The 25052-nt window shown below is 69.5% G+C and carries 14 protein-coding genes; 7 read left to right on the forward strand and 7 right to left on the reverse strand.

Translation table 11 applies throughout. The features are described 5' to 3' along the window. Entirely contained in the window at window positions 1-807 is an 807-nt protein-coding gene (locus tag BLV60_RS28040; RefSeq protein ID WP_093058579.1) for a MinD/ParA family ATP-binding protein, read from the forward strand. 34 nt (window positions 808-841) lie between these two features. Next, window positions 842-1576: an RNA polymerase sigma factor FliA gene (locus BLV60_RS28045; protein ID WP_093058580.1), complete on the forward strand. Its 735-nt coding sequence runs from the start codon at window positions 842-844 to the stop codon at window positions 1574-1576. A 30-nt stretch (window positions 1577-1606) separates the two neighbouring features. Here BLV60_RS28045 and BLV60_RS28050 read toward each other — a convergent pair whose 3' ends face one another. Beyond that, a complete protein-coding gene (locus tag BLV60_RS28050; protein WP_093058581.1) occupies window positions 1607-2263 on the reverse strand; it encodes a hypothetical protein in 657 nt (218 codons plus the stop codon). Window positions 2264-2528: 265 nt separating this feature from the next. Here BLV60_RS28050 and BLV60_RS28055 point away from each other — a divergent pair, with 265 nt between their 5' ends. Next, window positions 2529-4478 (forward strand): glycoside hydrolase family 15 protein, encoded by a 1950-nt coding sequence (locus tag BLV60_RS28055; RefSeq protein WP_093058582.1) that lies wholly within the window; start codon window positions 2529-2531, stop codon window positions 4476-4478. On the opposite strand, the gene BLV60_RS28060 is transcribed toward BLV60_RS28055, so the two are convergent. Genes BLV60_RS28060 through BLV60_RS28075 form a run of 4 tightly spaced genes read right to left on the reverse strand, consistent with a single transcriptional unit; the run spans window position 4444 to window position 7067 of the window. After that, complete coding sequence (locus BLV60_RS28060; RefSeq protein WP_093058583.1) at window positions 4444-4782, reverse strand: putative antibiotic biosynthesis monooxygenase; 339 nt, start codon at window positions 4780-4782, stop codon at window positions 4444-4446. The genes BLV60_RS28055 and BLV60_RS28060 overlap by 35 nt on opposite strands. Before the next feature lie 47 nt (window positions 4783-4829). Next, on the reverse strand, window positions 4830-5729 hold the full coding sequence (locus tag BLV60_RS28065; protein ID WP_093058584.1) for an NAD(P)-dependent oxidoreductase: 900 nt from the start codon (window positions 5727-5729) through the stop codon (window positions 4830-4832). Further along, the gene (locus tag BLV60_RS28070) at window positions 5726-6283 is read right to left on the reverse strand and encodes a gluconokinase (RefSeq protein WP_256329615.1); all 558 of its coding nucleotides are present in this window, start codon (window positions 6281-6283) and stop codon (window positions 5726-5728) included. Before BLV60_RS28070 ends, BLV60_RS28065 begins: the two co-directional genes overlap by 4 nt. Window positions 6284-6287: 4 nt before the next feature. Next, a complete protein-coding gene (locus tag BLV60_RS28075; protein ID WP_176928978.1) occupies window positions 6288-7067 on the reverse strand; it encodes an SDR family oxidoreductase in 780 nt (259 codons plus the stop codon). A gap of 133 nt (window positions 7068-7200) precedes the next feature. Here BLV60_RS28075 and BLV60_RS28080 point away from each other — a divergent pair, with 133 nt between their 5' ends. Beyond that, window positions 7201-8154 (forward strand): 2-hydroxyacid dehydrogenase, encoded by a 954-nt coding sequence (locus tag BLV60_RS28080; RefSeq protein ID WP_093058587.1) that lies wholly within the window; start codon window positions 7201-7203, stop codon window positions 8152-8154. Between the two features lie 19 nt (window positions 8155-8173). After that, window positions 8174-9247, forward strand: coding sequence for an L-idonate 5-dehydrogenase (locus tag BLV60_RS28085; protein ID WP_093058588.1), 1074 nt, complete (start codon window positions 8174-8176; stop codon window positions 9245-9247). 26 nt (window positions 9248-9273) lie between these two features. On the opposite strand, the gene BLV60_RS28090 is transcribed toward BLV60_RS28085, so the two are convergent. Next, the gene (locus tag BLV60_RS28090) at window positions 9274-11601 is read right to left on the reverse strand and encodes a sensor histidine kinase (protein WP_143042650.1); all 2328 of its coding nucleotides are present in this window, start codon (window positions 11599-11601) and stop codon (window positions 9274-9276) included. A gap of 18 nt (window positions 11602-11619) precedes the next feature. Continuing rightward, complete coding sequence (locus BLV60_RS28095; protein WP_093058590.1) at window positions 11620-12471, reverse strand: response regulator transcription factor; 852 nt, start codon at window positions 12469-12471, stop codon at window positions 11620-11622. Between the two features lie 224 nt (window positions 12472-12695). On the opposite strand from BLV60_RS28095, the gene BLV60_RS28100 reads away from it, so the two are divergent. Together BLV60_RS28100 and BLV60_RS28105 are read left to right on the forward strand one after the other, a co-directional pair. Beyond that, window positions 12696-20762, forward strand: a complete 8067-nt coding sequence (locus BLV60_RS28100) for an SdrD B-like domain-containing protein (protein ID WP_093058591.1) — start codon at window positions 12696-12698, stop codon at window positions 20760-20762. Further along, window positions 20759-25033 carry an OmpA family protein gene (locus BLV60_RS28105; protein WP_093058592.1) on the forward strand — a complete coding sequence of 1425 codons (4275 nt, stop codon included), beginning with the start codon at window positions 20759-20761 and terminating at the stop codon, window positions 25031-25033. The genes BLV60_RS28100 and BLV60_RS28105 overlap by 4 nt, the downstream gene beginning before the upstream one ends. Window positions 25034-25052 lie beyond the last annotated feature (19 nt).

Genomic DNA, 25052 nt, shown 5'->3' on the forward strand with positions numbered 1-25052 from the left:
ATGAACAAGCTGGTTGCGGATCAGGCCGACGGACTGCGGCGCATGCTCGCACCGACGCATGCGCGTGTGGTGGCCGTCGCAGGCCTGGGGCAGGGCGCGGGGAGCACCACGGCCGCGATGAATCTCGGTGTGGCACTGACCCTGCAGGGTCGCAACGTGCTGCTGCTGGACGAGCACTGCCCGACTGTGGGTTCGGCCTGCGAGGTGTGGGACATCGATCCGCTGGGGAACCTGGCCGATGTAGCAAGCCAGCGCCTGACGCTGGATGGTGCAGAGGTCAAGGCAGCCTGCGGCGTGCACGTGCTACCCGCGCCGCACGGCGCGGTGAATGGTGCGGATGGCGAAATCGACCCGCGCAAGTTCTGGCACGACGGCGTCGTCATCGTCGATGCGGCTTTCGACGCCGAGGGCCGGTTGTCGGCGCTGGCGCAGGGCGCGGACGACCTGCTGCTGGTGCTGCAGCCGCACCCCGCGTCGATCACCGCGGCCTATGCAGGCATCAAGCGGCTGCACCACGCGCACGGCCTCAAGCAGATGCGCTTCCTGGTCAACGGCGCGGCCGACGTCGTGGCCGCGCGCCAGATCATGAGCAACCTCGCGCATGCCGCCAGCCGCTATCTCGCGCTGCTGCTTCAGCCCGCGGGCTGGGTGCGCTTCGACCCGCTCGTTGCCGACGCGTGGCGCCTGAAGAAGACCATCGTCGAGGCCTTTCCCGCGAGCCAAGCCGCCGTCGACTTCCGGCGCATTGCCGGCGAGGTCGACCGCTGGCCATGGCGCGCGGCCGAGCCGCTGCAGGCCGTGGCCTGAGCCCGCCGACCCGGACAACCCAAGAAGGACGGCCGTGTACACCGCACAGGGAACCATCGAGAAATCACATCTGCTGGCGCAGCACCAGCCGCTGGTGCGCCGCATCGCGCTGCAGATGATGGCCAAGCTGCCGGCCAGCGTGGAGCTGGACGACCTGATCCAGGCCGGCATGCTGGGCCTGCTGGACGCCTCCAGCCGCTACCAGGACAACCGCGGCGCGCAGTTCGAGACCTTCGTCAGCCAGCGCATCCGCGGCGCCATGCTCGACGAGCTTCGCGCCAGCGACTGGGGCTCGCGCGGCCTGCGCCAGTCGGCGCGCGGCGTCGAGAAGGCGATACAGGCACTGGGCCACAAGCTCGGGCGCTCTCCCACCGAAGGGGAGATCGCCAAGGAGCTGAAGATGGACCTGGAGGCGTATCAGTCGCTGCTGCAGGAGATCCAGGGCTGCCAGCTGGTGTATGTCGAAGACTTCTCCAAGGACGACCCGGACAGCCCGTTCCTCGACAGCCATTCGCAGGATGCGCGCAAGGACCGGCGCGGCAGCGACGATCCGCTGGAGCAGCTGCTGGAAAGCGGCTTCCGGCATCAGCTGGTGGACGCCATCGGTGCGCTGCCGGAGCGCGACCAGCTGCTGCTGAACCTCTACTACGAGGAAGAGCTGAACCTGCGCGAGATCGGCGCGATCCTGGAGGTGAGCCAGTCGCGGGTGTGCCAGCTGCACAGCCAGGCGATCAGCAGGCTGCGGGCCAAGCTGAAGGATGTGCTGTAGCGGACTCCGGGGCCAGGGCCGCCGCCTGAATCAGAAAGTCGCATCGAGCACCTGCGAGGGGATGAGGCCGTTGAGCGTCACATTGTTCGTGAGTGGATCGAACAGTTGCGGTTGCAGAACGTACTTCCAGGCGCCGTTCCTGTAGTACAGGAAGTTGAAGGCGTTCGGCAGCGGAATATGCTGGTTGGCGTGGCCGTAGTCGTCGAAGCCGATGTACGAGATCACTTCCTGCCCTTGCGTCTGGATCATCTGATTGATGTTGGCTTGCCCGGGGTGCTGGTGGTGATACACCCTGATCAGATGCGCACCGAGCGGCGAGTTCGTCACCATCAGGGCGCAGCCATTCATGGCGGCGGTGAAGACGAACCTGTGCTGCGGGTTGTGTCGAGGTACGTCGACGAATCCGGGCATCACGTTGCCCTGGATGAAAGGACACCAATACGCCGAGATCGGCTGATCCTGATGGAGGACATTTCCCACCGGCCTCAAGGTGACCTGGAGGGCTTGCGCGGTGCCCTGCAGATCGAACGAGCCCATCTTGGCCGTGTTGAGTACCAGGACCTGCATGGCGAAAGCTGGATTCTGCTGCGCCTGCGCGTTCTGCATGAACCACGAAACGCCGTTGATCGCGCGAAGCTGCGCGTACGCAACGGGATCGGCTCGGAAGAGTTGGTTGTGTCCGTTCACGTGTGATGTCTATTTGCGTTGGAATGGGAGGGGCAAAGTAGAGCGCTGCACCATGGGGCCCAAGCGGCGACCTGTGCCGTTTCATCTTCACGAGCCTCTTGTCATTTCGTGCGCGGCTGATGGTAGGAGCGCGACGGTGCGAAGGCCATCCCCAGGAACAAGTAGATGGGTGCCTTATTTGTCATGCGCCATTAGGCGTTGTCCGTCAGCAATCCGCGCCCGCCGCTGGCGTGCCACGCCCGCGCGCACGGCAAAGCTCGGCCTCTTGCCAAAGACTCCCAAGCAACCCTCCTCACGGCTTCACGCCGACCGCCCGAACCGCCCCATCGGCGACTACGCGCTCATCGGCTCGACCCACAGCGCGGCCCTGGTGCATTGCGGTGGCGATATCGAGTGGCTGTGCCTGCCGCGCTTCGATTCGGCCGCGATGTTCGCCAGCCTGCTCGGCGACGAGCGCAACGGCCATTGGACGATGCGCGCCAAAGACCGCAAGGCGCGTGTCACGCGGCGCTACCTGCCCGGCACCGTGGTGCTCGAAACCACGATCCGCACGGCCAAGGGGACGGCCATCGTCACCGACTTCATGCCCCGACCCGCGCTCGACGGCACGCACGAGGTCGTGCGCATCGTGCAGGGTGTGCGCGGCACGGTCGCCATGCATACCGAGTTCCGCATCCGCTTCAACTACGGCGGGTGGTGCCCGTGGATGGAGCGGCGCGACGGCGCGGTGTTTGCCACGGCCGGACCGGACTCGGTCCGCATCAGCTCCGGCGTGCCGCTGACCAACGAGAACTTCGCGAGCTTTGCCGACTTCACCGTGTCCGCGGGGCAGGCCATCGCGTTCAGCCTCGACTGGTTTCCCTCGCACCTGAAGCCGCCGGTGACGCGCGATGCCGGCGCGCTGCTGGCGCGCACCGTCGCCGAATGGAGCGCGTGGACCGGCCGCTGCGGCTACCACGGCGAGTTTCGCGAGCCGGTGATGCGCTCGCTGCTCACGCTCAAGGCGCTCACCTACGAGCCCACTGGCGGCATCGTCGCCGCGCCGAGCACCTCGCTGCCCGAACTGCCGGGCGGCGAACGCAACTGGGACTACCGCTTCTGCTGGCTGCGCGACGCGGCGCTCACGCTCTACGCGCTGATCGGTTCGGGCTATGTCGAGGAAGCCAGCGCCTGGCGCTGGTGGCTGATGCGAGCGGTGGGCGGTTCGCCCGAAGAGCTGCAGGTGATGTACGGCCTGCACGGCGAACGCTCGCTCACCGAACTCGAGCTCGGCTGGCTGCCGGGCTACGAAGACAGCCGCCCGGTGCGCATCGGCAATGGCGCGCACGGGCAGCGCCAACTGGATGTGTACGGTTCGGTCATCGCGGCCTTTCATGCGGCGCGCAAGGCCGGGCTGGCGGACATGGACAAGGTGTGGCCGCTGGAGCGCGCCATCGCGAAGCACCTGATGGTGCTGTGGAAGGAGCCCGACTGCAGCCTGTGGGAAGTGCGCGGCGAGCCGCGCCACTTCGTGCATTCCAAGATCATGTGCTGGCTGGCCTTCGACCGGGTGATCGCGAGCGCGACGGAGTATGGGCTCGAAGGCCCTGTCGAGCGCTGGCGCGAGGTGCGCGACGAGATCCACGCCGAGGTCTGCGCCCGCGGCTACGACGCCGCGAGCAATTCATTCGTGCAGTACTACGGCGCAGACACGGTGGATGCGGCGCTGCTGTGGATGCCGCTGATCGGCTTTCTGCCGATTCATGATGCGCGGGTGCAGGGCACCATCGCGCGCATCGAGAAGGAGCTGATCTTCAACGGGCTGGTGTACCGCTATCGCACAGAGAAAGGCGTGGACGGCCTCGAAGGCGGGGAGGGCGCGTTTCTCGCGTGCAGCTTCTGGCTGTCGAACGTGTACGTGGCCATGGGCAAGCTGCGCAAGGCGCGAGCCCTGTTCAAGCGCCTGCTGGCGCTGGGCAACGACCTGGGCCTGTTCGCGGAGGAGTACGACCCGGTGGCGCAGCGGCAGCTCGGCAATTTTCCGCAGGCGTTTTCGCATATCGGGCTGATCAACAGTGCGCATGCGCTGGTGTCGGCGGCCGGTGGCGTGTGGGAGCTGGCGGACCTGGATGGCAAGGCGGCATCGAAGAAGACGGCGCCGAAGAGAGCGGCACCGAATAGGACGGCAAGAAAGACGCCGCTCAGGCGGCCGGCAGCGCGAACTCCTCGGCGCTGAACACCGTGTGGAAGACCGTGCCGTCGAACATCTCGAACAGCTTCTTCGAGACCTCGCGGCTTTCATGGCGAACGGGTGAGTCGAGTGCGCGGGCGATGTCCTCGCGACTCGCATAGCGGATCGACAGCACCATCGCCAGTTCGGGGTCGCTCACATCGCTTTCGATCTGGCGCAGCACGCGCACTTCGAGCGCACCGGGGAAGCGGGTCCACAGCGGCACGAGTTTTTCGTGCACGTGGCGGTCGAAGGCTTCTTCCATGCCGGCCTTGACCCGGCCCCTGAAAAACGCGCAGCGGATGAACATGGTGTCTCTTCTTTCCTGGGTGAAAGCCGTGTGTGGCGGGAGGCGCTTCAGCCGCGCCCGTAGCCGTCGAACTGCCGCATCATGGCCGCCGTGTCTTCGGCGCCGAGCCCGGCCGCGACGAAGGCTCGGTGCAGCTCCGAGACGGCGCCCGCCAGCGGCATCGGAAGGCGCTGGCCTTGCGAGAAGGCCTGCACCGCTTCGAGGTCCTTGAGCATGTTGTCGATGCGGCCGGTAGGCGTGTAGTCGCGCGCGGCCATCTTGGGGCCGAACTCGCGCAGGATCTGGCTGTCGGCGCGGCCGCCGGCCAGTGCGGCGGGCAGCTTCGATGCATCGACGCCACCGGCTTCGGCCAGCCGCACCGCCTCGGCCACGGCCTGAAAGCCGATGGCGCAGAGCAGCTGGTTGACGAGCTTGGTGGTCTGGCCCGCGCCGCTGTCGCCCATGTGGGTGTAGTTGGCGCACAGGCTGTCCATCACGGCGCGTGCGCGCTGCACGTCGCCGGCGCTGCCGCCTGCCATCACCGTGAGTTGCCCGAGCAGGGCCTTGGGCGCGCCGCCGGAAAGCGGCGCATCGACGAAGCCCATGCCCGTGCGCTCGCGCAGCGACTGTGCGAGCCGGCGCGTGGAAGGTGGGTCGATGGACGACATGTCGATCAGCAGCCGCTTCGCATCGGCAGGTGCGGCGGCGGCGATGCCGGCCTCGCCGAAGATCGCGCGCTCCACCACCGCCGCAGAGTTGAGGCTGGTGATGACGAAGTCGCTGGCCGCCGCTGCCGCTTGCGCGGTGTCGGCCGCTTGTGCGCCTTGTGCTGCCAGAGCGGCCACCTTGGCCGCATCGAGGTCGAACACGTTCACCCGGTGGCCGCATTCGAGCAGCCGGCGCGCGATGGCCGAGCCCATGATGCCCACGCCGATCACGGCCACGCGCTGGCTGGATGCTGCTGTCATGCAGAGACTTTCATGGAAGCATCCTTCGAGCGTTGAACGAGCCGTGCGCCGACGCCGGCCACGATCTGCTGCACGGGCACGGCGATGTCGGCGTGCAGCACGTCGGGTTCGCTCGCGTCGGGCCTCTCCAGCGTCTTCAGCTGGCTGTCGAGCAGCGCCGGCGGCATGTAGTGCCCGGTGCGTTGTTCCATTCGCTGCCGCACCAGCGCGGGCGACCCGTCGAGAAACACGAACTGCAGCTCGGGCGACGCGGCGCGCAGCCGGTCGCGGTAGGCGCGACGCAGGGCGGAGCAGGCCACCACCACGCCACGCGGCGCGGCCGTGCGGTCGGCAAGGCTGGCGCCCACGCGGTCGAGCCAGGGCCAGCGGTCTTCGTCGGAGAGCGGCAGGCCGGCGCGCATGCGCGCCACGGCCTCGGGCACGTGCAGGTCATCGGCATCGACCCACGGCACGCCCAGCGTCTGCGCCAACCCGGCGGCCACGCTGCTCTTGCCGGTGCCCGACACGCCCATTACCACCACGCTCAGGCGCTGCGGCTGCTCTGGATGCTGCACGGTGCTACAGGCTCGAGGTGATGCCGCCATCCACATACAGGATGTGGCCGTTGACGAAGCTCGACGCATCCGAGGCCAGGAAGATGGCCGCGCCGCCGAGCTCTTCCACGTCGCCCCAGCGGCCGGCGGGCGTGCGGCCCGAGAGCCACGCCGTGAAGGCTTCGTCGGCCACCAGCGCCTGCGTGAGTTCGGTCTTGAAGTAACCCGGCCCGAGGCCGTTGACCTGGATGCCGTACTTGCCCAGGTCGATCGCCATGCCCTTGGTGAGCATCTTCACCGCGCCCTTGGTGGCGGCGTAGGGCGCGATGCCCGGGCGGCCCAGCTCGCTTTGCACCGAGCAGACGTTGATGATCTTGCCGCGCTTGCGCTCGATCATGCGTTGCGCGACGAAGCGGCCGACCAGGAACACGCTGTCGATGTTGGTGGTGGTGATCTTGTGCCACGCGTCGATCGGGAATTCGGCGAACGCACCGCGGTGCTGCATGCCGGCGTTGTTCACAAGGATGTCGATGGCGCCGATGTCGGCTTCGATGGCGGCCACGCCGGCTTCCACCGCGGCGGCGTCGGTCACGTCGAAGGCAATGGCCTCGGCCGCGATGCCCTTGGCGCGCAGGGCGTCGCGGGCGGCGTTGAGCGATGCGGCATCGCGTGCATTGAGAACCACGCGCGCGCCGGCGTTGCCGAGCGCGGCCGCCAGCGCAAAGCCGATGCCTTTGCTGGAGCCGGTGACAAGGGCGGTGCGCCCGGAAAGATCGAAGAGTTTCAAAGGAGGCTCCGAGTACATGGCTGACGGCATAAGTTACCGGTATCTTTTGAGATCGTCAACTGGTAAAACCTCCGCTGGCATTATTTTCTTTCATCAATTAAAGTTACCGGTATCTTATTGAGTCGCAACCGCTATCCGAGGAGACACCCGCTTGACCGCTACCGCTACATCCCCGCACGTGCTGATGCCAGGCACCTACCCGGAATGGGACATGGCGCCGATGCGGGCGGCCTACACGCTGCATCGCCTCTGGGAAGCGCCGGACCGGCAGGCCTTCATTGCCAAGCACGCGCCGAACATTCGCGCGGTCGCAACGCGCGGCGAGCTGGGTGCCAACGCCGAACTGATCGCCGCGCTGCCTGCGCTGGAGCTGATCGCCTGCTACGGCGTGGGCACCGACGGCATCGACCTTGCCGCCTGCCGCGCGCGCGGCATCCGCGTGACCAACACACCCGACGTGCTCAACGGCGACGTGGCCGACCTCGCCGTGGGGCTCACGCTGGCGGTGCAGCGGCGCATTCCGGCGGGCGATGCTTTCGTGCGCAGCGGCGCGTGGGCCAATGGCGGCATGCCGTTGACCACCCGCGTCTTCGGCCAGCGCATCGGCATCGCGGGCTTCGGCCGCATCGGCAGCACCATCGCGCGGCGGCTCTCGGGCTTCGACGTGGAGCTGGGTTACTTCAGCCGAAGGCCGAAGGCCGACAGCCCGCACCGCCACTTCGCCAGCCTGAGCGCGATGGCCGACTGGTGCGAGGTGCTCATCGTCATCCTGTCCGGCGGAGAGGCCACGCGCGGCATCGTCAATGCCGAGGTGCTGCAGGCGCTGGGCCCCAAGGGCTGGCTCGTGAATGTGTCGCGCGGCACCACCGTCGACGAAGGCGCGCTGCTGCAGGCGCTGGAGGCGCGCGGCATTGCCGGCGCGGCGCTCGACGTGTTCCTCAATGAGCCGCGCATCGACCCGCGCTTTGCCGCGCTCGACAACGTGGTGCTGCATCCGCACCATGGCAGCGGCACCGAACAGACGCGCCGCGCCATGGGCGAACTGGTGCGCCGCAACCTCGAGGCCCACTTCACGGGCCAGCCTCTCATTACTCCCGTGCCCTGACTGGCCGAAGGAAAGAATCATGCGTTTGCGTTGTATGTGCCTCGTGATCCACGCCCCCGACGACCTGCGGCTGGACGAACAGGACGCTGGCGAGATCGGCCCCGGCCAGGTGCTGGTGAAGGTCGGCATGGGCGGCATCTGCGGCTCCGACCTGCATTACTTTCACAACGGCGGCTTCGGCACCGTGCGCATCAAGGAGCCGATGGTGCTGGGCCATGAAGTGGCCGGCACCGTGGTGGCAGTGGCGCCCGGCGTGGAGAGCGTGCGCATCGGCGACAAGGTGGCCATCAACCCGAGCCGCCCCTGCGGCGCCTGCAAGTTCTGCCTCGAAGGCCTGCCCAACCAGTGCCTCGACATGCGCTTCTACGGCAGTGCCATGCGCACGCCGCACGTGCAGGGTGCATTCCGCAACATGCTGCTGTGCGAGGCCACGCAGTGCGTGAAGGTGGCCGAGCATGTGCCGCTGCGCCTGGCCGCGCTGGCCGAGCCGTTCTCGGTGGGGCTGCACGGCGTGTCGCGCGCCGGGCCGTTGCTGGGCAAGCGTGTGCTGGTATCGGGCTGCGGACCCATCGGCGTGCTGGCCATTGCGGCGGCGCGCGCGCATGGCGCAGCCGAGATCACCGCCACCGATGTGGTCGACGAGCCGCTGGCCATCGCGCGTGCCATGGGCGCCGACAACGTCATCAACGTCGCGCAGGACAAGACCTGGGTGTCGCGCTATTCGGCCGACAAGGGCACCTTCGACGTGATGCTCGAATGCTCCGGCAACGAGCGCGCACTGCGCGACGGGCTGGAGGTGATGCGCCCGCGCGGCGTGGTCGTGCAACTGGGCCTGGGCGGCGACGTGAGCATTCCGCAGAACATGGTGGTGGCGAAAGAGCTCAGCATCTGCGGCTCGTTCCGCTTCCACGCGGAGTTCGCGCTTGCGGTGCGGCTCATCAACGAAGGGCGCGTGGACCTGTCGCCCGTGGTGACGCACACCTTCCCGATGCTGCAGGCGCGGCAGGCCTTCGAGCTGGCGAGCGACCGTCAGAAGGCGATGAAGGTGCTGATCGACTTCGCGGACGTGGGCGCGGAGGCCGTCGCGGCCTGACGGGTTTTCCGCAGACGCCCGCAGCGTCATTGGCTCGCGTTAGGCGTTGCGCGCGCCAGCAGGCGGATGTGTTCGAAGTCCAGCATGTCCAGCGCATGCCGCACCGCGTCGACCAGCGCCGAGTGGCGCGCGTCGGCCGCGAGCCGGTCGGCCCATTCGTGCAGGTCGCTCCAACGGCCGTCGCGCGCGAGCGTTTCGAGTTCGTCGCGCACCGATGCGGGTAGCGGCGCGATCGCGGGCACCGGTGGACGTCTCACCCTGTGGCCCGGTACGGGCACGGGCGGTGCATGGCGCGGCTGCTGCGGCTGCTGTGACTTGGTGGCCAGGGGCTGCAATTCTTTCGGCGCGTCCTTCACGATCACCGAGAAGTGCACACGCGTTCCCAGGTTGCGGTGGCTCTCCAGCAGCAGGCGCCCGCCCATGTGCTGCACGATGCGCCGCGCGATCGCCAGCCCCAGTCCGTGGCCGTTGGCGCTGGGCGCGCCCTGCGCGATGGCCCGGACGATGCGCGCCTGGTCTTCCTTGTCGATGCCGATGCCGCTGTCCCACACGTCGAACCTGAGCCGCCACGAGTCCGCGCGCGGCCGGGCCTGCACGCGCAGGCCGATCTTGCCGTCGCGCGTGAACTTCGCGGCGTTCGACAGCAAGTTCAGCAGCAGTTGTTGGAAGCGCTTGCTGTCGATGTACACCGCGACCGGCAGTGCGCCCAGCACCTCCAGCTCGAACCGGTTGTGCTGCCGTTGCGCGAGCGTGTCGGCGTATTGGGCGACGTCGTCGATCAGCGCGCGCAGGTGCACCGGCCGGGGCTCGAAGGCGAAGGGCAGCAGCTCGCTCTTCGCGTAGTCGAGCAGGTCGTCGATCAGCGCGAGCTGGTAGGCCACGCTGCGCTCGATGGCCTGCAGCCGCTCGGGCGGCGGCGAGCTGTCGCCATGCAGCAGGCGCGCGTTGCCGATGATGGTCGACAGCGGTGCGCGCAGGTCGTGGCTGATGTAGGCCAGCAGCTGCGTCTGCTCGCGCGCCTGGTGCTCGGCCTGTTCCAGCGCCGCGTTCAGCGCGTGCGTCTTGCGCTTCACTTCTTCCTGCAGCCGTTGCTGTTCCGCGGCCTGCCAGTGCACCAGCGTGCGCTGCGCGACGCGCTGCTGCCGCGACAGGTGGTGCGCCCACGCCGCCAGCGCCACCAGGCCGACCAGCATGCCCGGGAAGCCCAGCGCATAGGCGTCGAAGCCGGGGATCGTGTGCGCCGGCATCGCGAGTTTGGTGAGCCGCAGGCACACGCCGACGGCGACGATGCTCATCACCGGAAAGGCCAGCCGCCCGCCCGGCCCCGCGCGCCGCATGTAGATGAAGGTGCCGACGGTCAAGGCGAGAACCACCACCGGCGCGCTCAGCGTGCCGGCCAGCGCGAAGGGCGCGTACGGCCCCAGCAGCGTGCCCAGCACCACGACGCATTGCCCTGCCGCGAGCACCGCGAAGAGCGACAGTCCGGGCGCGCGCACCGGGCTGCGCCGCGACACCGCGTACAGGTAGAACATCAGCGAGAGCACGCAGCAGCCCGCGGTGACGCCGGCCGCGCGGTAGCTCCATTCGAGGCTGTCGGGCCACAGCGCCAGCCGTGCATGGCCGCGGTAGGCGCCCTCGTAGAGCGCCACGAGCGCGAAGCCCAGGCTCTGCAGCGCCGTTGCCAGGTCGCGCGAGATGAACCACAGCGCCAGCGAATACACGGAGAGCACCAGCAGCCCGCCGATCAGCAGGCCGTCGAGCAGTGCATGGCCGCTTTCTGCTTCGCGCCAGGCATCGGCCGAATACAGCGCCGGCGCGAGCTTGACGCTGCTGTTCGTCTGAACCCGCACCAGCACGCGAGCCTGCTCGCCGGGCTGAAGGTCGAGGGCCAGCGTCGGCACGCGCTCGCGGTCCCGTCCGGTGCGTGACCGCACCGACACGCCGGTTTGCTCATGTGTCCACGTGGCCCAGCCCGCCAGCTCGCGGCGCGCATGGAAATCAACGTGCTGCAGCCACGTGGCGTCGAGCACCAGCCGAAGCGGCTGGATCGCGCCGGTGTCGTTCACCAGCGTGAGCCGCAGCCAGAAGGCCGAACGCGAAAAGCCCGGCCGCATGCGCGCTGCGTTGCCGGGCTGGAAGCCGCCGGTCACGCCGCTTTCCAGGGCATCGATTTCGTCGAGCGACAGCCGCGTGCTGGTGTCCTCGAACACCTCGGCGCGCGTGTCGAGCGCCACCGGCCAGCGGGTCGCGTCGTCGACGCGCAGCATGCCCGCCTGCGCTGTGGCCGACCCCGCCAGCCAGAAGGCGCAGCACAGCAGCAACGTGCGGATGCCGCGCAGGGCCGGGGTAGTCACCGCCTTCTCAACGCCGCATCAGGCCGACGGCACCGATGGCGGAGAGGTCGAGGCGGCAGGCGCCTGGCGAAACGCCGTGGGCGTGCGGCCGAAGCGCTCGCGGAACGCGGTCGAGAAGTTGGCCGCGCTGGAGAAGCCCACGGCCAGCGCGACTTCTTCCACGCTGAGCGCCGACTCCGCGAGCAGCCGCTGCGCCTCGGCGAGGCGCGCCTCGCGTGCGAACTCGAAGACCGTGCGGCCCGTCTGTTCGCGGAACACGCGCGACAGCCGCTTTTCGTGCGTGCCCACGCGCGCCGCCAACTCGGGCAGGGTGGGCACGTTCGCCAGGTCGGCGCGCACCAGGCGCTCGACGGCCTGCGCGAGCACGCGGTCGGTGTGGTCGGCGCCCTGGGTGTCGGTGCCGCGTTCCCGTTTCGCGTTTTCCACTGCGCTCTCGGCCTGCGCGATGCAGGCCTGCGCCTGCTGCCGGCTGCTTGACAGCGCAAGGTGTACGGCCACGCGCGCCAGCACTTCCGCGGGTTCGAAGGGCTTCAGGATGTAGTCGACCGCGCCTTCGCGCAGGCCGGTGAGCCGCTCTTGCACCGAGCTCGACGAGGTCACGAAGATCACAGGAATGCGTGTCGTCGCGCGGTCGGCTTTCAGCAGCCGGCAGGTCGCGAAGCCGTCGGTGGCGCCCATGCGCACGTCCAGCAGTATCAGGTCGGGCTGCAGCGCCGTGGCCCTGCGGTAGCCCTCCAGCGCGTTGAACGCCAGGCTGATGCGGTGCCCGGCTCCGCGCAGTACTCCCAGCAGCAACTGCAGTTCTTCGACGTTGTCGTCGATGACGAGGATGTGCGCGCGCCGGGGTGGCGTGGTCGACCAGTAGGACATGGACGTCGAGCGTAGGAGTGCGTCGCCGAAACGCTGTGTGATTTAGTTCACATTATGTTGCATTCGTAAACAAATGTCATTAACAGCAAAGCTTTTGTCCTGAATGCCAAAAGTGCACCGGTGAGTGGGGTCCAAGAATCGCGCCCTTTCCGGAGCACCCCGCCGCATCGAGCGGCGACAAAAGAAACGGTGCCCGGTCCATCAGAGCAATCACGAGGGACGGGATGTTCAGGACCCCAACGAATCTGTCGCACGCGTCGGCGCGTCGCGACGTGCCTTCCAACGCAGCGCGCTTGCGCCGCTGCCTGACGCGCGTGGCAGCGCCTCTGGCGGGGCTGTTGTTCGCCGCGGCCGCGCATGCCGTGCCGCAGGTGTCGAGCCTTGTCCATTCGCCCGACATCCTTCCCGCCGGCGGCACGGTGACCAGCACCATCACCATCGCCGAGACCGACAGCCTGCCGATCGGCGCGCCGGGCGCCTCCTTCACCTACACGATCCCCGCGAACACCATCTACATGGGTACCGGCACGGTTCCCGTGGGCAGCTGTTCGGCCGACGTGGTCGTAGGCGCGGCCGGCCCGGGCACGCTGACCTGCTCGGGCATCACGTTGGGTGCGAACCAGTTGCGCGATTTCCAGGTACTGCTGCGCACCACCGTCCAGGGCACGCTGAGCGTCACCGCCGCGATCAGCGGGGGCAGCTCGAGCGAAACCAAGATCATCACGGTGAACCAGGGCGCCGACGTGTCGGTGGCCATCAACGCACCGGCCACCGCGCCGAGCGGCAGCACGGTGCCGATCGTCTTCACGCTCACCAACAACGGCCCCGACACCAGCTCGGGCTCGACGCTGACCTATTCCATTCCCACGGGGTTGTCGGTCTCGGGCTCCGGCCTGCCTTCGGGCTGCTCGATCAGCGGCAGCCTGCTGACCTGCAACGTGCCGGCCACGCCGGCCACCACGGGCAGCAACACGCGCACCTTCACCGTCAACGGCGTGGTCACCGCGGGCGCCGGCTCCACCATCACGCACCAGCCGGCCGTGGCGTCGGCGGGTTCGATCGGCGATGGCGTTTCCACCAACAACAGCGCCACCGCCAACACCACCGTGACGGCGGGCTACGTGCTCGCGCTCGCCAAGAGCCATGACGGCGGCCAGCTGCTGGTGGGGCAGCGCTTCAACTTCCGCCTGAGCCCGAGCTTCAGCGGCACCGCTCCCACGGGCGTCACGCTGAGCGACACGCTACCGGCCAACTTCACGATCCAGCCGTTCTCCGCGGGCGGCGGCTGGACCTGCTCCGTCGGCGGCCAGACGGTCAGCTGCACGCGCACCGACATCGGCGGCACCGGCGACGCCAACGTGGCGCTCGGCGACATCCTCATCCCCGTGATCGCCTCGTCTGCCGGCACCGGCGTCGTCAACCAGGCCACCGTGAGCGCGACCGGGCCCATCGCCAACTCGGCCACGGGCAGCGTGCCCGCCGACGTGGCGGTCTCCGCCACCGACTTCCGCGCCGACAAGCGACGCGGCTGGCCGCAGAACAACGTGCCGCTGGGCCAGGCCTTCGACTACCAGGTCGGCAGCACCAACCTCGGCAGCACGCGCCTGCTGGCGGGCAGCACCATCCAGCTGGTGGACGACCTGCCGGCCGGCGTGCAGATCAACAGCGTCACGCAGCGCGACGGCTACACCTGCACGGTGACCCAGGGCGGCACCACCGTCGTCCCGACGCCCGCCACGCCGGTGCCCGGCCCCGCGACCGTGACCTGCACGCGCACGCTCGCCGCCGACATCGATGTCGACCTGTCGAACGGTGCCAGCGCGCGCAACGGCGGCTACATCATCGTGAACGCCACCATCCCGGCGCTGCCGTCGGGCGGCGGCCAGATCGTCAACAGGATGTGCGTGAACGTGGCGTTGCCCGCGAGCGCGCCCACGCTCGGCACCGACCCGGACGCCAACACCGGCAACGACTGCGTGAACCTCGGCACCGGCGTGGACGACGTCGCCACCGCCGCTGACGTGAAAGTGCTCAAGCGCGTGGTGGGCATCGGCGACAGCGCCGGCAACCGCCAGATCGCGGGCCAGCCCGTCACGTGGGAAATCGAGGTGGTCAACACCGGGCCTTCCGAAGCGCAGAACGTGGTCGTCACCGACGCCTTCGCGCAGGTGATCGGCGCCGGCAACGTCACGCAGACCGCCAACGGCGGCACCTTCGCAGGCTCCTGCGCGCTGCCGGCCAACGGAGGCGGCTTCGGCCAGGCATCGCTGTCCAACTGCACGCTGTCGACCCTGCCGGTATGCCGCGCGAGCACCGACGCCGTCAGCGCGCTGCCGCTGTGCCCGGTGATACGCGTCGTCGCGTCGCACTACGGCGACGGCCGCTCGGCCACCGACCACGGCTTCGAAATCAACAACACGGCGAACGCGCTGGCGGTCACGCCGGCCGATCCGAACCTGGCCAACAACGACGGCAGCACCATTGCCTACCTCGTGGCGCGCAGCGACGTGACGGTCACCAAGTCGGCCAGCCCGGCCTCGGTGCCGGTCGGCCAGCTGCTCACCTACACACTGACCGTCGTCAACCGGAACGTACCGGACAGCCTGAGCCGTGCATACGCCGTGAGCGTGGCCGACACGTTGCCGGCCAACCTGATGTTCCTCACGGCCGTCGCCTCCGGCGGAGGCACTTGCGGTACGACACCGGTCACCACGCAGCCCACGGGCACCGGCACCACCAACAACCAGCTCGTGTGCAGCTGGAGCTCGCTCAACCGCAACGTGCAGCAGACCGTCACGGTGCGCGTGCGGCCGCTGTACGCGCTCAACGGCACTGCGGTGACCAACGGCGCGCACGTTGCCACCGACACGCCCGAGCTGCTCACCACCAACAACGACGCCGCCGTGCCCGCGACCGTCACCGCGCCGGTGTACGACCTGGTCGTGACCAAGCGCGACGACGCCGACCCGGTGAACGTGGGCGACGACGTGGGCTACACCATCACCGTGTCGAACAACAGCGCGTCGACGGCGGAAGACGTGCGCCTGATCGACACGCTGCCGCTGCCCGGCCCAGGCGGCGAGACACCGCCCGCGCTGGTGTCGGTGAGTATTCCGTCGAATGCCCCGACGGGCACCAGCTTCGCGCTGGCCGGCGGCGCAGCCATCGGCTCGGCCGGCGGGCAGATCGTGTTCACCATCCCGACGCTGGGCGGCACGGGCCCCACGTCCACCGGCGAGCTCAGTTCGCTGCAGTTCCGCGTGGTGCTCAGGGGCACGTCGCGCGGCACTTTCCAGAACAACGCGAAGGTCGACTTCTTCGACGCCACGCGCAATGCCTTCGACACCGTGCAGGGCAACAACGCGGTGGCAGAGAACACCACCTTCCGCTTCAAGGCCGACGTACAGGTGGTCTCCAAGGCCGCCGTCACGACCGGCACCGCCACGCCGCTGGCCACCGTGTCGTCGGCCCAGACCTTCGACTGGCTCGTGCAGCTGCGCAACAACGGCCCCGATAGCGCCGAGACCACCAGCTTCACCGACACGCTGCCCGCGCCGCTGGTGCTGACGGGCACGCCGGTGTTCACCGTCACGAGCGGCGCCTTCACGCCCGCCGCGCCCACCTGCACCGGCGTTGCCGGCGGCACGGCCGTGAGTTGCGCCATCACCTCGATGCCGGCCAACGGCACGGCCACCGTGCGCATTCCGGTGCGCTTCAGCGGCGCCGCGCCGGCCAACGGCACCGTGCTCACGAACCGCGCGCACATCGTCACTACCGGCTCGGGCGACACCAACGGCGGTGCCGATCCGGACGCCGGCAACAACTTCAACGACGGACAGATCACGGTGCAGAACAGCGCGCTGTCCGGCCGCGTGTATGAAGACCTGAACGGCAACGGCCTGATCGACAGCGGCGAACCCGGCATCGCCGGCGTGACCATGCGGTTGAGCGGCACCGACAGCTCGGGCAACGCGGTCGTCATGACCACCACCACCGACGCCAACGGCAACTGGGGCTTCACCGTGCCCGCGGGCACCTACAGCGTGGTGGAAGACCAGCCAGCGGCCTACCAGCCCGGCATCACGCGCGCGGGCACCGTCAGCGGCGTGGGCAGCACGGTAGGCACGGTGCCGCCCGGCACCAGCAACGGCCCGAACGGCTCCAATGCCAACCGCATCGACAACATCGTGCTCGGCACGGGCGGCGCTTCCACGGCCAACAACTTCGGCGAGGTACGCGCATCCAGCCTGGCCGGCCGCGTCTACCAGGACGCCGACTACAACAACGCCGCCAGCGCGGGCGACCCCGGCATCGCCGGCGTGACCGTCACGCTCACCGGCACCGACATGTTCGGCAACCCGGTGTCGCTGACAACCACCACGGCCACGACCACCGGCAACTATGCCTTCAACAACCTCACGCCCGGCAGCTACACGCTGACTGAAACACAGCCCGCAGCCTTCGCCGACGGCAGCGACGCGGCCGGCACCGCCGGCGGCACCGCAGGCAACGACGTGGTGAGCGCGATCGCGCTGCGCTCCAACGTCACGGGTACCGGCTACGACTTCGGCGAGCTGCTCACCCGTATCACGACGCGCGTGTTCGTCGACGCCAACAACGACGGCGTGCCGCAGGCCGGCGACACCGGCATCCCGAACGTCGAGCTGCGCCTCACGGGCACCGACGCCGCGGGCAACGCGGTGAACATCCTGGCCGTGCCCACCGGCACGGTCGGCAGCTACGAGTTCCGCAACGTGCCCCCGTCGGGCGCGGGCGGCTACACCATCACCGAGACGCAGCCGGCCAACTACGCGCCGGGCAAGGCCAACAACAACGGCCAACCCGGCACGCCGCAAGGCGGCGGCAACGTCATCACCAGCGTGACCGTCTCGGGCACCAGCGTGCCGACCACGCAGGGCGAATACTGGTTCGGCGAGCTGCTGCCCGGCGGCATCTCGGGCCGCGTGTACTACGACCGCGACGGCAGCGGCGCGCAGGGCGCGCCGGCCACCGAGCCGGGCCTGGCGGGCGTGACGATCACGCTCACGGGCACCGACGTCAACGGCCAGACGGTGTCGCGCACCACCACCACCGACGCCAGCGGCGACTACAGCTTTCCGAACCTCGCGCCCGGCAGCTACACCGTGACCGAGACGCGGCCCACGGGCTACCTGCCCGGCATCACGCGCGCCGGCAACGTCAGCGGCGCGGGCAGCACGCCCGGCGCCGTGCCGACCGGCGGCACCGGCGTGACCAACGGCCCCAACGGCTCGACGGCCAACGTCATCCAGAACATCGTGCTTGGCGCCGCGGGCTCGGGCTCGGCCGGCAACAACTTCTCGGCGGTGAAGCCCGCGAGCCTCTCGGGCTACGTGTACGCCGACGTGGCGCCGTCCAACGGCACCAAGGACAGCGGCGAGCCCGGCATCGCCGGCACCACCGTGCGCGTCACCGGCACCGACTTCCAGGGCAACGCCGTCGATCGCACGGTGCAGACCGCTGCCGACGGCCGCTACCTGGTCGACGCGCTGACGCCCGGCACCTACCAGATCGACGAGACGCAACCCGCCGGCGTGGCCGACGGCCCCGAGTCGCTCGGCACTGTTGGCGGCGCCGCGCGCGGCACCGTCAACCCCGGCGGCACCAACGACCGCTTCGGCGGCCTCGCACTGGTCTCGGAAGACGTGGGCATCGACTACAACTTCGGCGAGCGCGGCGGCCAGATCGCCGGCTGGGTGTACGTCGACACCAACAACGACGGCGTTCGCCAGCCCACCGAGGTCGGCATTCCCGGCGTGACGCTCACGCTCACCGGCCGCTCGGCCAGCGGCCTGGTGGTGAACGCCACCGTGGTCACCGACGCCAGCGGCCGCTACGTCTTCACCGGCCTGCTGCCGGCCGACGCCGCGGGCTACACCATCCGCGAGACGCAGCCCGTGACGTATGCCGACGGCCTCGACGCCGTGGGCACGCTCGAGGGCGCGGCCAGCGGCACGCTGGGCAACGACGTCATCGGCGCCATCGCGTACCGCGGCGGCAACGGCGACAACTACAACTTCGGCGAACGCGGCGCATCGCTGGCGGGCACCGTCTACAACGACGCCAACCGCAACGGCACGCGCGAGCCGCAAGACTTGCCGATCCCGGGCGTGACCATCACGCTCACCGGCACCGATGCCGCGGGCCAGCCGGTGACGCGCACCGCCGTCACCGACGCCAACGGCCGCTACGAACTGCCCGGCCTGCCGTTGCCCGGCAGCGGCGGCTACACCGTCACCGAGACGCAGCCCACGGGCTACGACGAAGGCATTGCCGTGCCCGGCACGCTGGGCGGCACCGCGCAGGGACCGAACCAGATCCGCGTGAACTTCACCGGCCTGGACGCCCACGGCACCGGCTACGACTTCAACGAGCACAGCAACCAGCCCGCCTCGCTCACCGGCACCGTGTGGTTCGACCAGAACCACAACCGCACCCGCGAGTCGGGCGAAGGCCAGGGCGAAGGCTGGACGGTCGAGCTGCTGCGCTGCGCCGACGGCGGCAACGCCTGCGCGGAAACCGCGGCCACCGTGCTCTACACCGTGACCACGAGCGCCAACGGCAGCTACCGCTTCGGCGACCTCGTGCCCGGCGAATACCGCGTGCGCTTCCGCGCGCCCGACGGCCGCGTCGTGGGCGGCGTATGGCCGACCGATGCGTCGCAGAACGGCGCGAGCGGCCCGTATCCCACGCCCGCCGCGAGCGATCCGCGCTTCACCATCAAGGTGCGCGTGAACGCGGGCGCCAACGTGCAGAAGCAGGACCTGCCGTACGACCCGGGCGGCGTGGTGTACGACAGCGTCAGCGGCACGCCGGTGCCGGGCGCCGTGGTGCGCCTGGTCGGCCCGCCCGGCTTCGACCCCGCGCAGCACCTGCTGGACGGGCGCGACACCTACACGACCGGCCCCAACGGCTACTACGACTTCTTCCTGCTGCCGGGCGCACCGGCCGGCGACTACCGCCTGGCCATCACGCCGCCGGGCGCCTACCTGCCGTCGTCGATGTACCCGGCCGCGGCCGGTGCGCTGGGCACGCAGTCGTGCGCGGCGCCCGCCAACGGCCCGGCACCCGCGCAGACCAACCCCTGCGTGGTGAGCCCCGGCGCGGCGCTGGTCACCGGCGCGGGCTACTACCTGATGTTCAAGATGCCGGGCGGCGGCGGCCAGCACGTGGTGGCCAACAACATCCCGCTCGACCCGTCGGACGCCACGCTCATCGAGCTGCGCAAGACGACATCGAAGCTCACCGTGAAGAAGGGCGAACTGCTGCCTTACCGCATCACGGCGCGCAACACGCGCGGCAACCCCGTGCCGGGCGTGGCCGTGGTCGACACGCTGCCGCCGGGCTTCCGCTACATCCAGGGCTCGCTCACCGTGCGCACCATGCCCGGCGGCGTGGCGCTGCCGGTGGTGCCGCAGATCAACGGCCGCCAGGTCGTGGTGCCCGGCCAGAACTTCGCGCCCAACGAGACCAAGGAATACCTGATGGTCGCGGGCGTGGGGGTCGGCGTGGGCGAGGGCGAGTTCGTCAACCAGGTCGTCGCCCTGCAGGGCGTGGGCGGCCGCACGCTGTCGAACCTTGCCACGGCCACCGTGCGCGTGGTGCCCGATGCGCTGTTCGACTGCACCGACGTGATCGGCAAGGTCTACGACGACAAGAACGCCAACGGTTACCAGGACGACGGCGAACCCGGCCTTGCCAACGTGCGCATCGCAACGGTCAACGGCGTGCTGGCCACCACCGACGCCGAAGGCCGCTACCACATCGCCTGCGCCGCCATTCCGAAGGAAGGCACCGGCAGCAACCTGGTGCTCAAGCTCGACGAGCGCACGCTGCCCTCGGGCTATCGCACCACCAGCGAGAACCCGGCGGCCGAGCGCGCCACGCGCGGCAAGGTGCTGAAGATCAACTTCGGCGCCACCGTGCACCGCGTGGTGCGCCTCGCGCTGCAGGGCGCGGCCTTCGAAGACGGCAACAGCGCGCTGCGCGCCGGCTTCGCGGGCGAGCTCGACCGCACCGTGAGCGTGCTGGCCGAAAAGACGGCAGTGCTGCGGCTGGCCTACAAGGCCGCGCAGGGCGAGCCCGCATCGCTGGGCCGCCAGCGCACGGACGCGGTGAAGGCCGCGGTGCTCGCGCGCTGGAAGCAGCTCGGCGAACAACGCGCCGGGCGCAACGAGCCGCCGCTTTTCAACCTGGACATCGAGGTCGAGCTGGTGCCCGCCACCGCCGCCTCGGACGAGGCGAAGCCATGACCCGCCCACAGACACCGAACCCGATCCAGCGAGCCGACATGAGAAGAAGAAAGACGCTTCCGAAGCGCATGGCCCTTGCAGGCGCCGTGACCGCCGCCTGCCTGAACATGGGGCTGGCCGCCGCACAGGAGACCGCCGTGCGCGGCCGCATGCTCGACCAGGCCACGGCCGACCCGCGCGCCGTGGACATCGACGGCGCACGCCGCCTGCCGCGCAGCAGCGAGCGCGAGCTGCCCAAGGCCACCTTCGTGCTCGGCGATGCGGTCGAGCCCCGCGCGGCGACGGCCGCCGTGGCCGCATCGCCCGCCGAACGCAGCAACACCAGCACGCCGCATTTCGATTCCGGCGCAGATGGCCTGCTGCCAGCCGACCGCGCGCAGCTCGACCGCATCGCCGACCAGGTGAGGGGCCGCGACGGCCTGCGCTTCGAGATCGTCGGCCACACCGACACGCAGCCCCTGAGTGCGAAGTCGCGCGAGCGCTTTGCCGACAACCACGCGCTGGGCCTGGCCCGCGCGCAGCAGGCCGGTCGCTACCTCACGCAGCGCCTGGGCCTGCCGGAAGCCGCGGCCTCCGCCACGTCGCGCGGCCCCGATGCACCCGTGGCCACGCCTGCAACTGACCCCGGCAATTGGGCCGCCAACCGGCGCGTGGAAGTGCGCGTGTACTGGCGCGATGCTGTCGTTGCGCCGGCACCCGCACCAGCCGACCTCGGCGTGTGCCGCACCTTCACCGCCTTCGGCACCGACGACGCACCGCTGCGCCTGAGCGTGGACGGCCAGCTGCTGTCCGCAGACGGCAAGCTCCCGTCCGCCGAAGGCACGACGAGTGCCGACCGCCAGCGTTGCGTCGACGTGCAGCTGGAGCGCAACCAGCTGCGCCTGCAGTACGACAACCTCTCGCAACCGCGCCGCCTGAGCGCCAGCGCATGGCCCACCACCGTGGTGGCGGGCGACACCGTGCGCTTCGCCGGCTACAGCAACTACCTGCTGTTCACCAGCAAGGCAGAACTGCGCGTGTTCACCGCCAACGACGTGATGCAGCGCCGCCTGGTCGCAACCGTGCCGCTGGACGCCGCATTGCGCGGCGAATGGCAGGTGCTCGATGGCCTGCTGAACCGCCTCGCCGAAGGCGCGAGCGGCAAGCTGTACTACCGCGTGCGCGTGTACGACCGCCAGGGCCGCTTCGACGAAACCGACGACCTCTCGCTCACGCTGGCCCAGCGCCACAAGCCCGAGACCGGCACGCCGCCCGACCCGGTGCGCGAGCTGCTGCGCGGCTATGGCCAGAACAACATCGCCATCGCCAACATTCCGTTGAGCGCCGGCACCGTTACCGCCAGCGGCGCGGCCATTCGCCCCGGCGAGAGCGTGCGCGCGCTCGGCTTTGCGGTGCCGGTGGACGAGAGTGGCCGCTTCGTGTTCCAGCAGCTGGTGCCGCGCCGCGTGCAGACCGGCGAGATCGCCGTTACCGACGCTCAGGGCGCCACGCGTGCCTACCGCCGCGACTTCGAACTGCCTGCGAGTGACTGGTTCTTCGTGGGCCAGGCCGACCTCACCGTGGGCAGCAACAGCGTGAGCGGCCCGGCCGCGATCATGACCAACGACAAGAACCGCTACGGCGGTGGCGGCTGGAGCGAAGGTCGCATTGCCGGCTATGCGAAGGGCCAGCTCAACGACCGCTGGACGCTAACGGCCAGCGTCGACACCGAAGAGCGCCCGCTGAAGGAGCTGTTCCGCAACCTCGACCGCAAGGACCCGACCTCGCTGTTCCGCCGCTTCGACCCCGAGGATTCGTGGAGCACCTTCGGCGACGACTCCACCACCATCGAGGACGCGCCCACGCAGGGCCGCTTCTACCTGCGCGTGGACGACGGCCGCTCGCAGGCCATGTGGGGCAACTTCAAGCTCAACTTCGGCGACACCGAACTCACCCGCGTGAGCCGCGGCCTCTACGGCTTTCATGGCCGCTACCTGGGCGAGGAATCGACTTCGTTCGGCGAAGCGCGCCTGAAGGTCGACGCCTTCGCGGCCGAGCCCGGCACGCTGGCTGCGCGCGAGGAATTCCGCGGCACCGGCGGATCGCTCTACTACCTGCGCAACCAGGACATCACGCGCGGCGCCGAGCGCGTGACGCTGGAGATCCGCGACCGCGACTCCGGCTTCGTGCTCAAGCGCACGCAGCTCGTGCCGAGTTCCGACTACGAGATCGACTACCTGCAGGGCCGCGTGCTGCTGTCGGCGCCGCTGCCCAGCCTGTCGGACGACGGCTCGCTGGTGCGCGCCGGCGGCTTTACCGGCATGCCGACCTACCTGGTGGTGGACTACGAATACACGCCGCTGACTTCCTCGCTCGACACGCTCGCCGTGGGCGGCCGCGTGTCGTGGTGGGCCAACGACCACGTGGGCGTGGGCGTGACGGCGTCGCGGCAGGACCAGATCGGCGGCGACCAGCGCCTGGCCGGCACCGACATCACGCTGCGCAAGACCGAGAACACCTACTTCAAGGGCGAGTTCGCGCGCAGCAAGGGCCCGGGCACCAGCCAGCTCGACTCGCTGGACGGCGGCTTCAGCTTCACGGGGCGCAACGGTGCCATCGGCAACACGCTGGGCAACGGACCCACCGGCAACGCCAACGCATGGCGCCTCGAAGGCCAGGCCGACCTGGGCGACTTCGACATCCGCGGCGGTGGGCGCGTGAGCGCCTACGCGCAGTCGCGCGACGCGGGCTTCTCGGCACCGGGCCAGTACGCGAGCAACGCCACGCGCCAGACCGGCGTGCAGGCCACCGTGCCCTTCGGCGAGAAGGGCCAGAGCGGCGCAGGCGAGCTGCGCCTGAAGGCCGACCGCCGCGACGAGCGCGACGGCTACAACAGCAGCGTGCTCGACGCGCAGTACGCCCTGACCCTGTCGCCCGAGTGGAAGCTCGGCCTCGGCCTGCGCTACGACGACAAGACCGGCGACGCGCTCATCACCAGCCCGTCGCTGCCGACCACGCAGGCGGTGTCGGGCGAGCGCGCCGACGCGGCCGTGCAGCTCGAATACACCGGCAGCGACCGCTGGAGCGCCTACGGCTTCGCGCAGAAGACGCTGCGGCGCACCGGCACGCGGCTGGAGAACGACCGGCTGGGCTTCGGCGGGCGCTACCGCGTCAACGACAAGCTCGCGCTGCGCGGCGAGGTCTCCACCGGTGACGGCGGGCTGGCCGGCAAGGCCGGCGTCGACTACCAGTACGACGACCGCTCCAACCTCTACATGACCTACGTGGCCGACACCGGCCGCACCGACGAGAACCTCATCGGCCGCGGCGGCAGCCTCGTGACCGGTGTGCGCTCCCGCGTGGGCGACGGCCTGACCATGTTCACCGAGCACCGCCAGGCCACCGGCGCGCAGCCGGGCCTCACGCATGCCTACGGCGTGCAGTACGCGCCTGACACGCGCTGGACCTTCGGCGTCAACTTCGAGAACGGCTGGATCGGCGCCGAGACCCTGGGCGCCACGCGCCGCGAGGCCGTGGCCTTCACCACCGGTTATTCGAGCGAGCGCATGAAGTACAGCGGCGGCCTCGAATACCGCAAGGACCGCACCACGGCCGAGACGCGCACCAGCTGGCTGGTGAAGAACTCCTTCAGCTGGAAGGTGGACGACGACGCGCGCTGGGTCGGCAAGTTCAACTGGGCCGACAGCGACAGCACCACCGGCACGCTGGCCGCCGCCAAGTACACCGAAGCCATGCTCGGTTACGCGCTGCGCCCGGCGCTGAACGACCGGCTGAATCTGCTCTTCAAGTACACCTACCTGTACGACCTGTCGTCGCCGGGCCAGGTGGTGTCGGGCGGGGTCGACTCGAGCCTGGGAACCGTGTCGACCACCGGCATCGACTACCAGCAGCGCAGCCACGTGTTCGCGATCGACGCCACCTACGACATCGACCCGCGCTGGACCCTCGGCGGCAAGTACGCCTGGCGCCGCGGCGAACTGCGCGCGAGCCGCGACAACTCGTCGCCGTGGTTCAAGAGCTCGGCAGAGCTTGCCGTGCTGCGTGTCGACTGGAAGCTGGTGCGCAACTGGGACTGGATGCTCGAGTGGCGCACGCTGCGCGCCAAGGAACTCAAGGACCGCAAGAGCGGCTGGGTCACCGCCGCGTACTACCACGTCAACGAGAACCTGAAGGTGGGCGTGGGCTACAACTTCACCGACTACTCAGACAACCTCACCGACATGAGCTACCGCAGCAAGGGGTGGTTCCTGAACGTGCTCGGCAAGTTCTGACGAAGCCCGTGCCATGCGC

This window comes from Variovorax sp. YR634 (assembly GCF_900106655.1).
Classification (GTDB): Bacteria; Pseudomonadota; Gammaproteobacteria; order Burkholderiales; family Burkholderiaceae_C; genus Variovorax.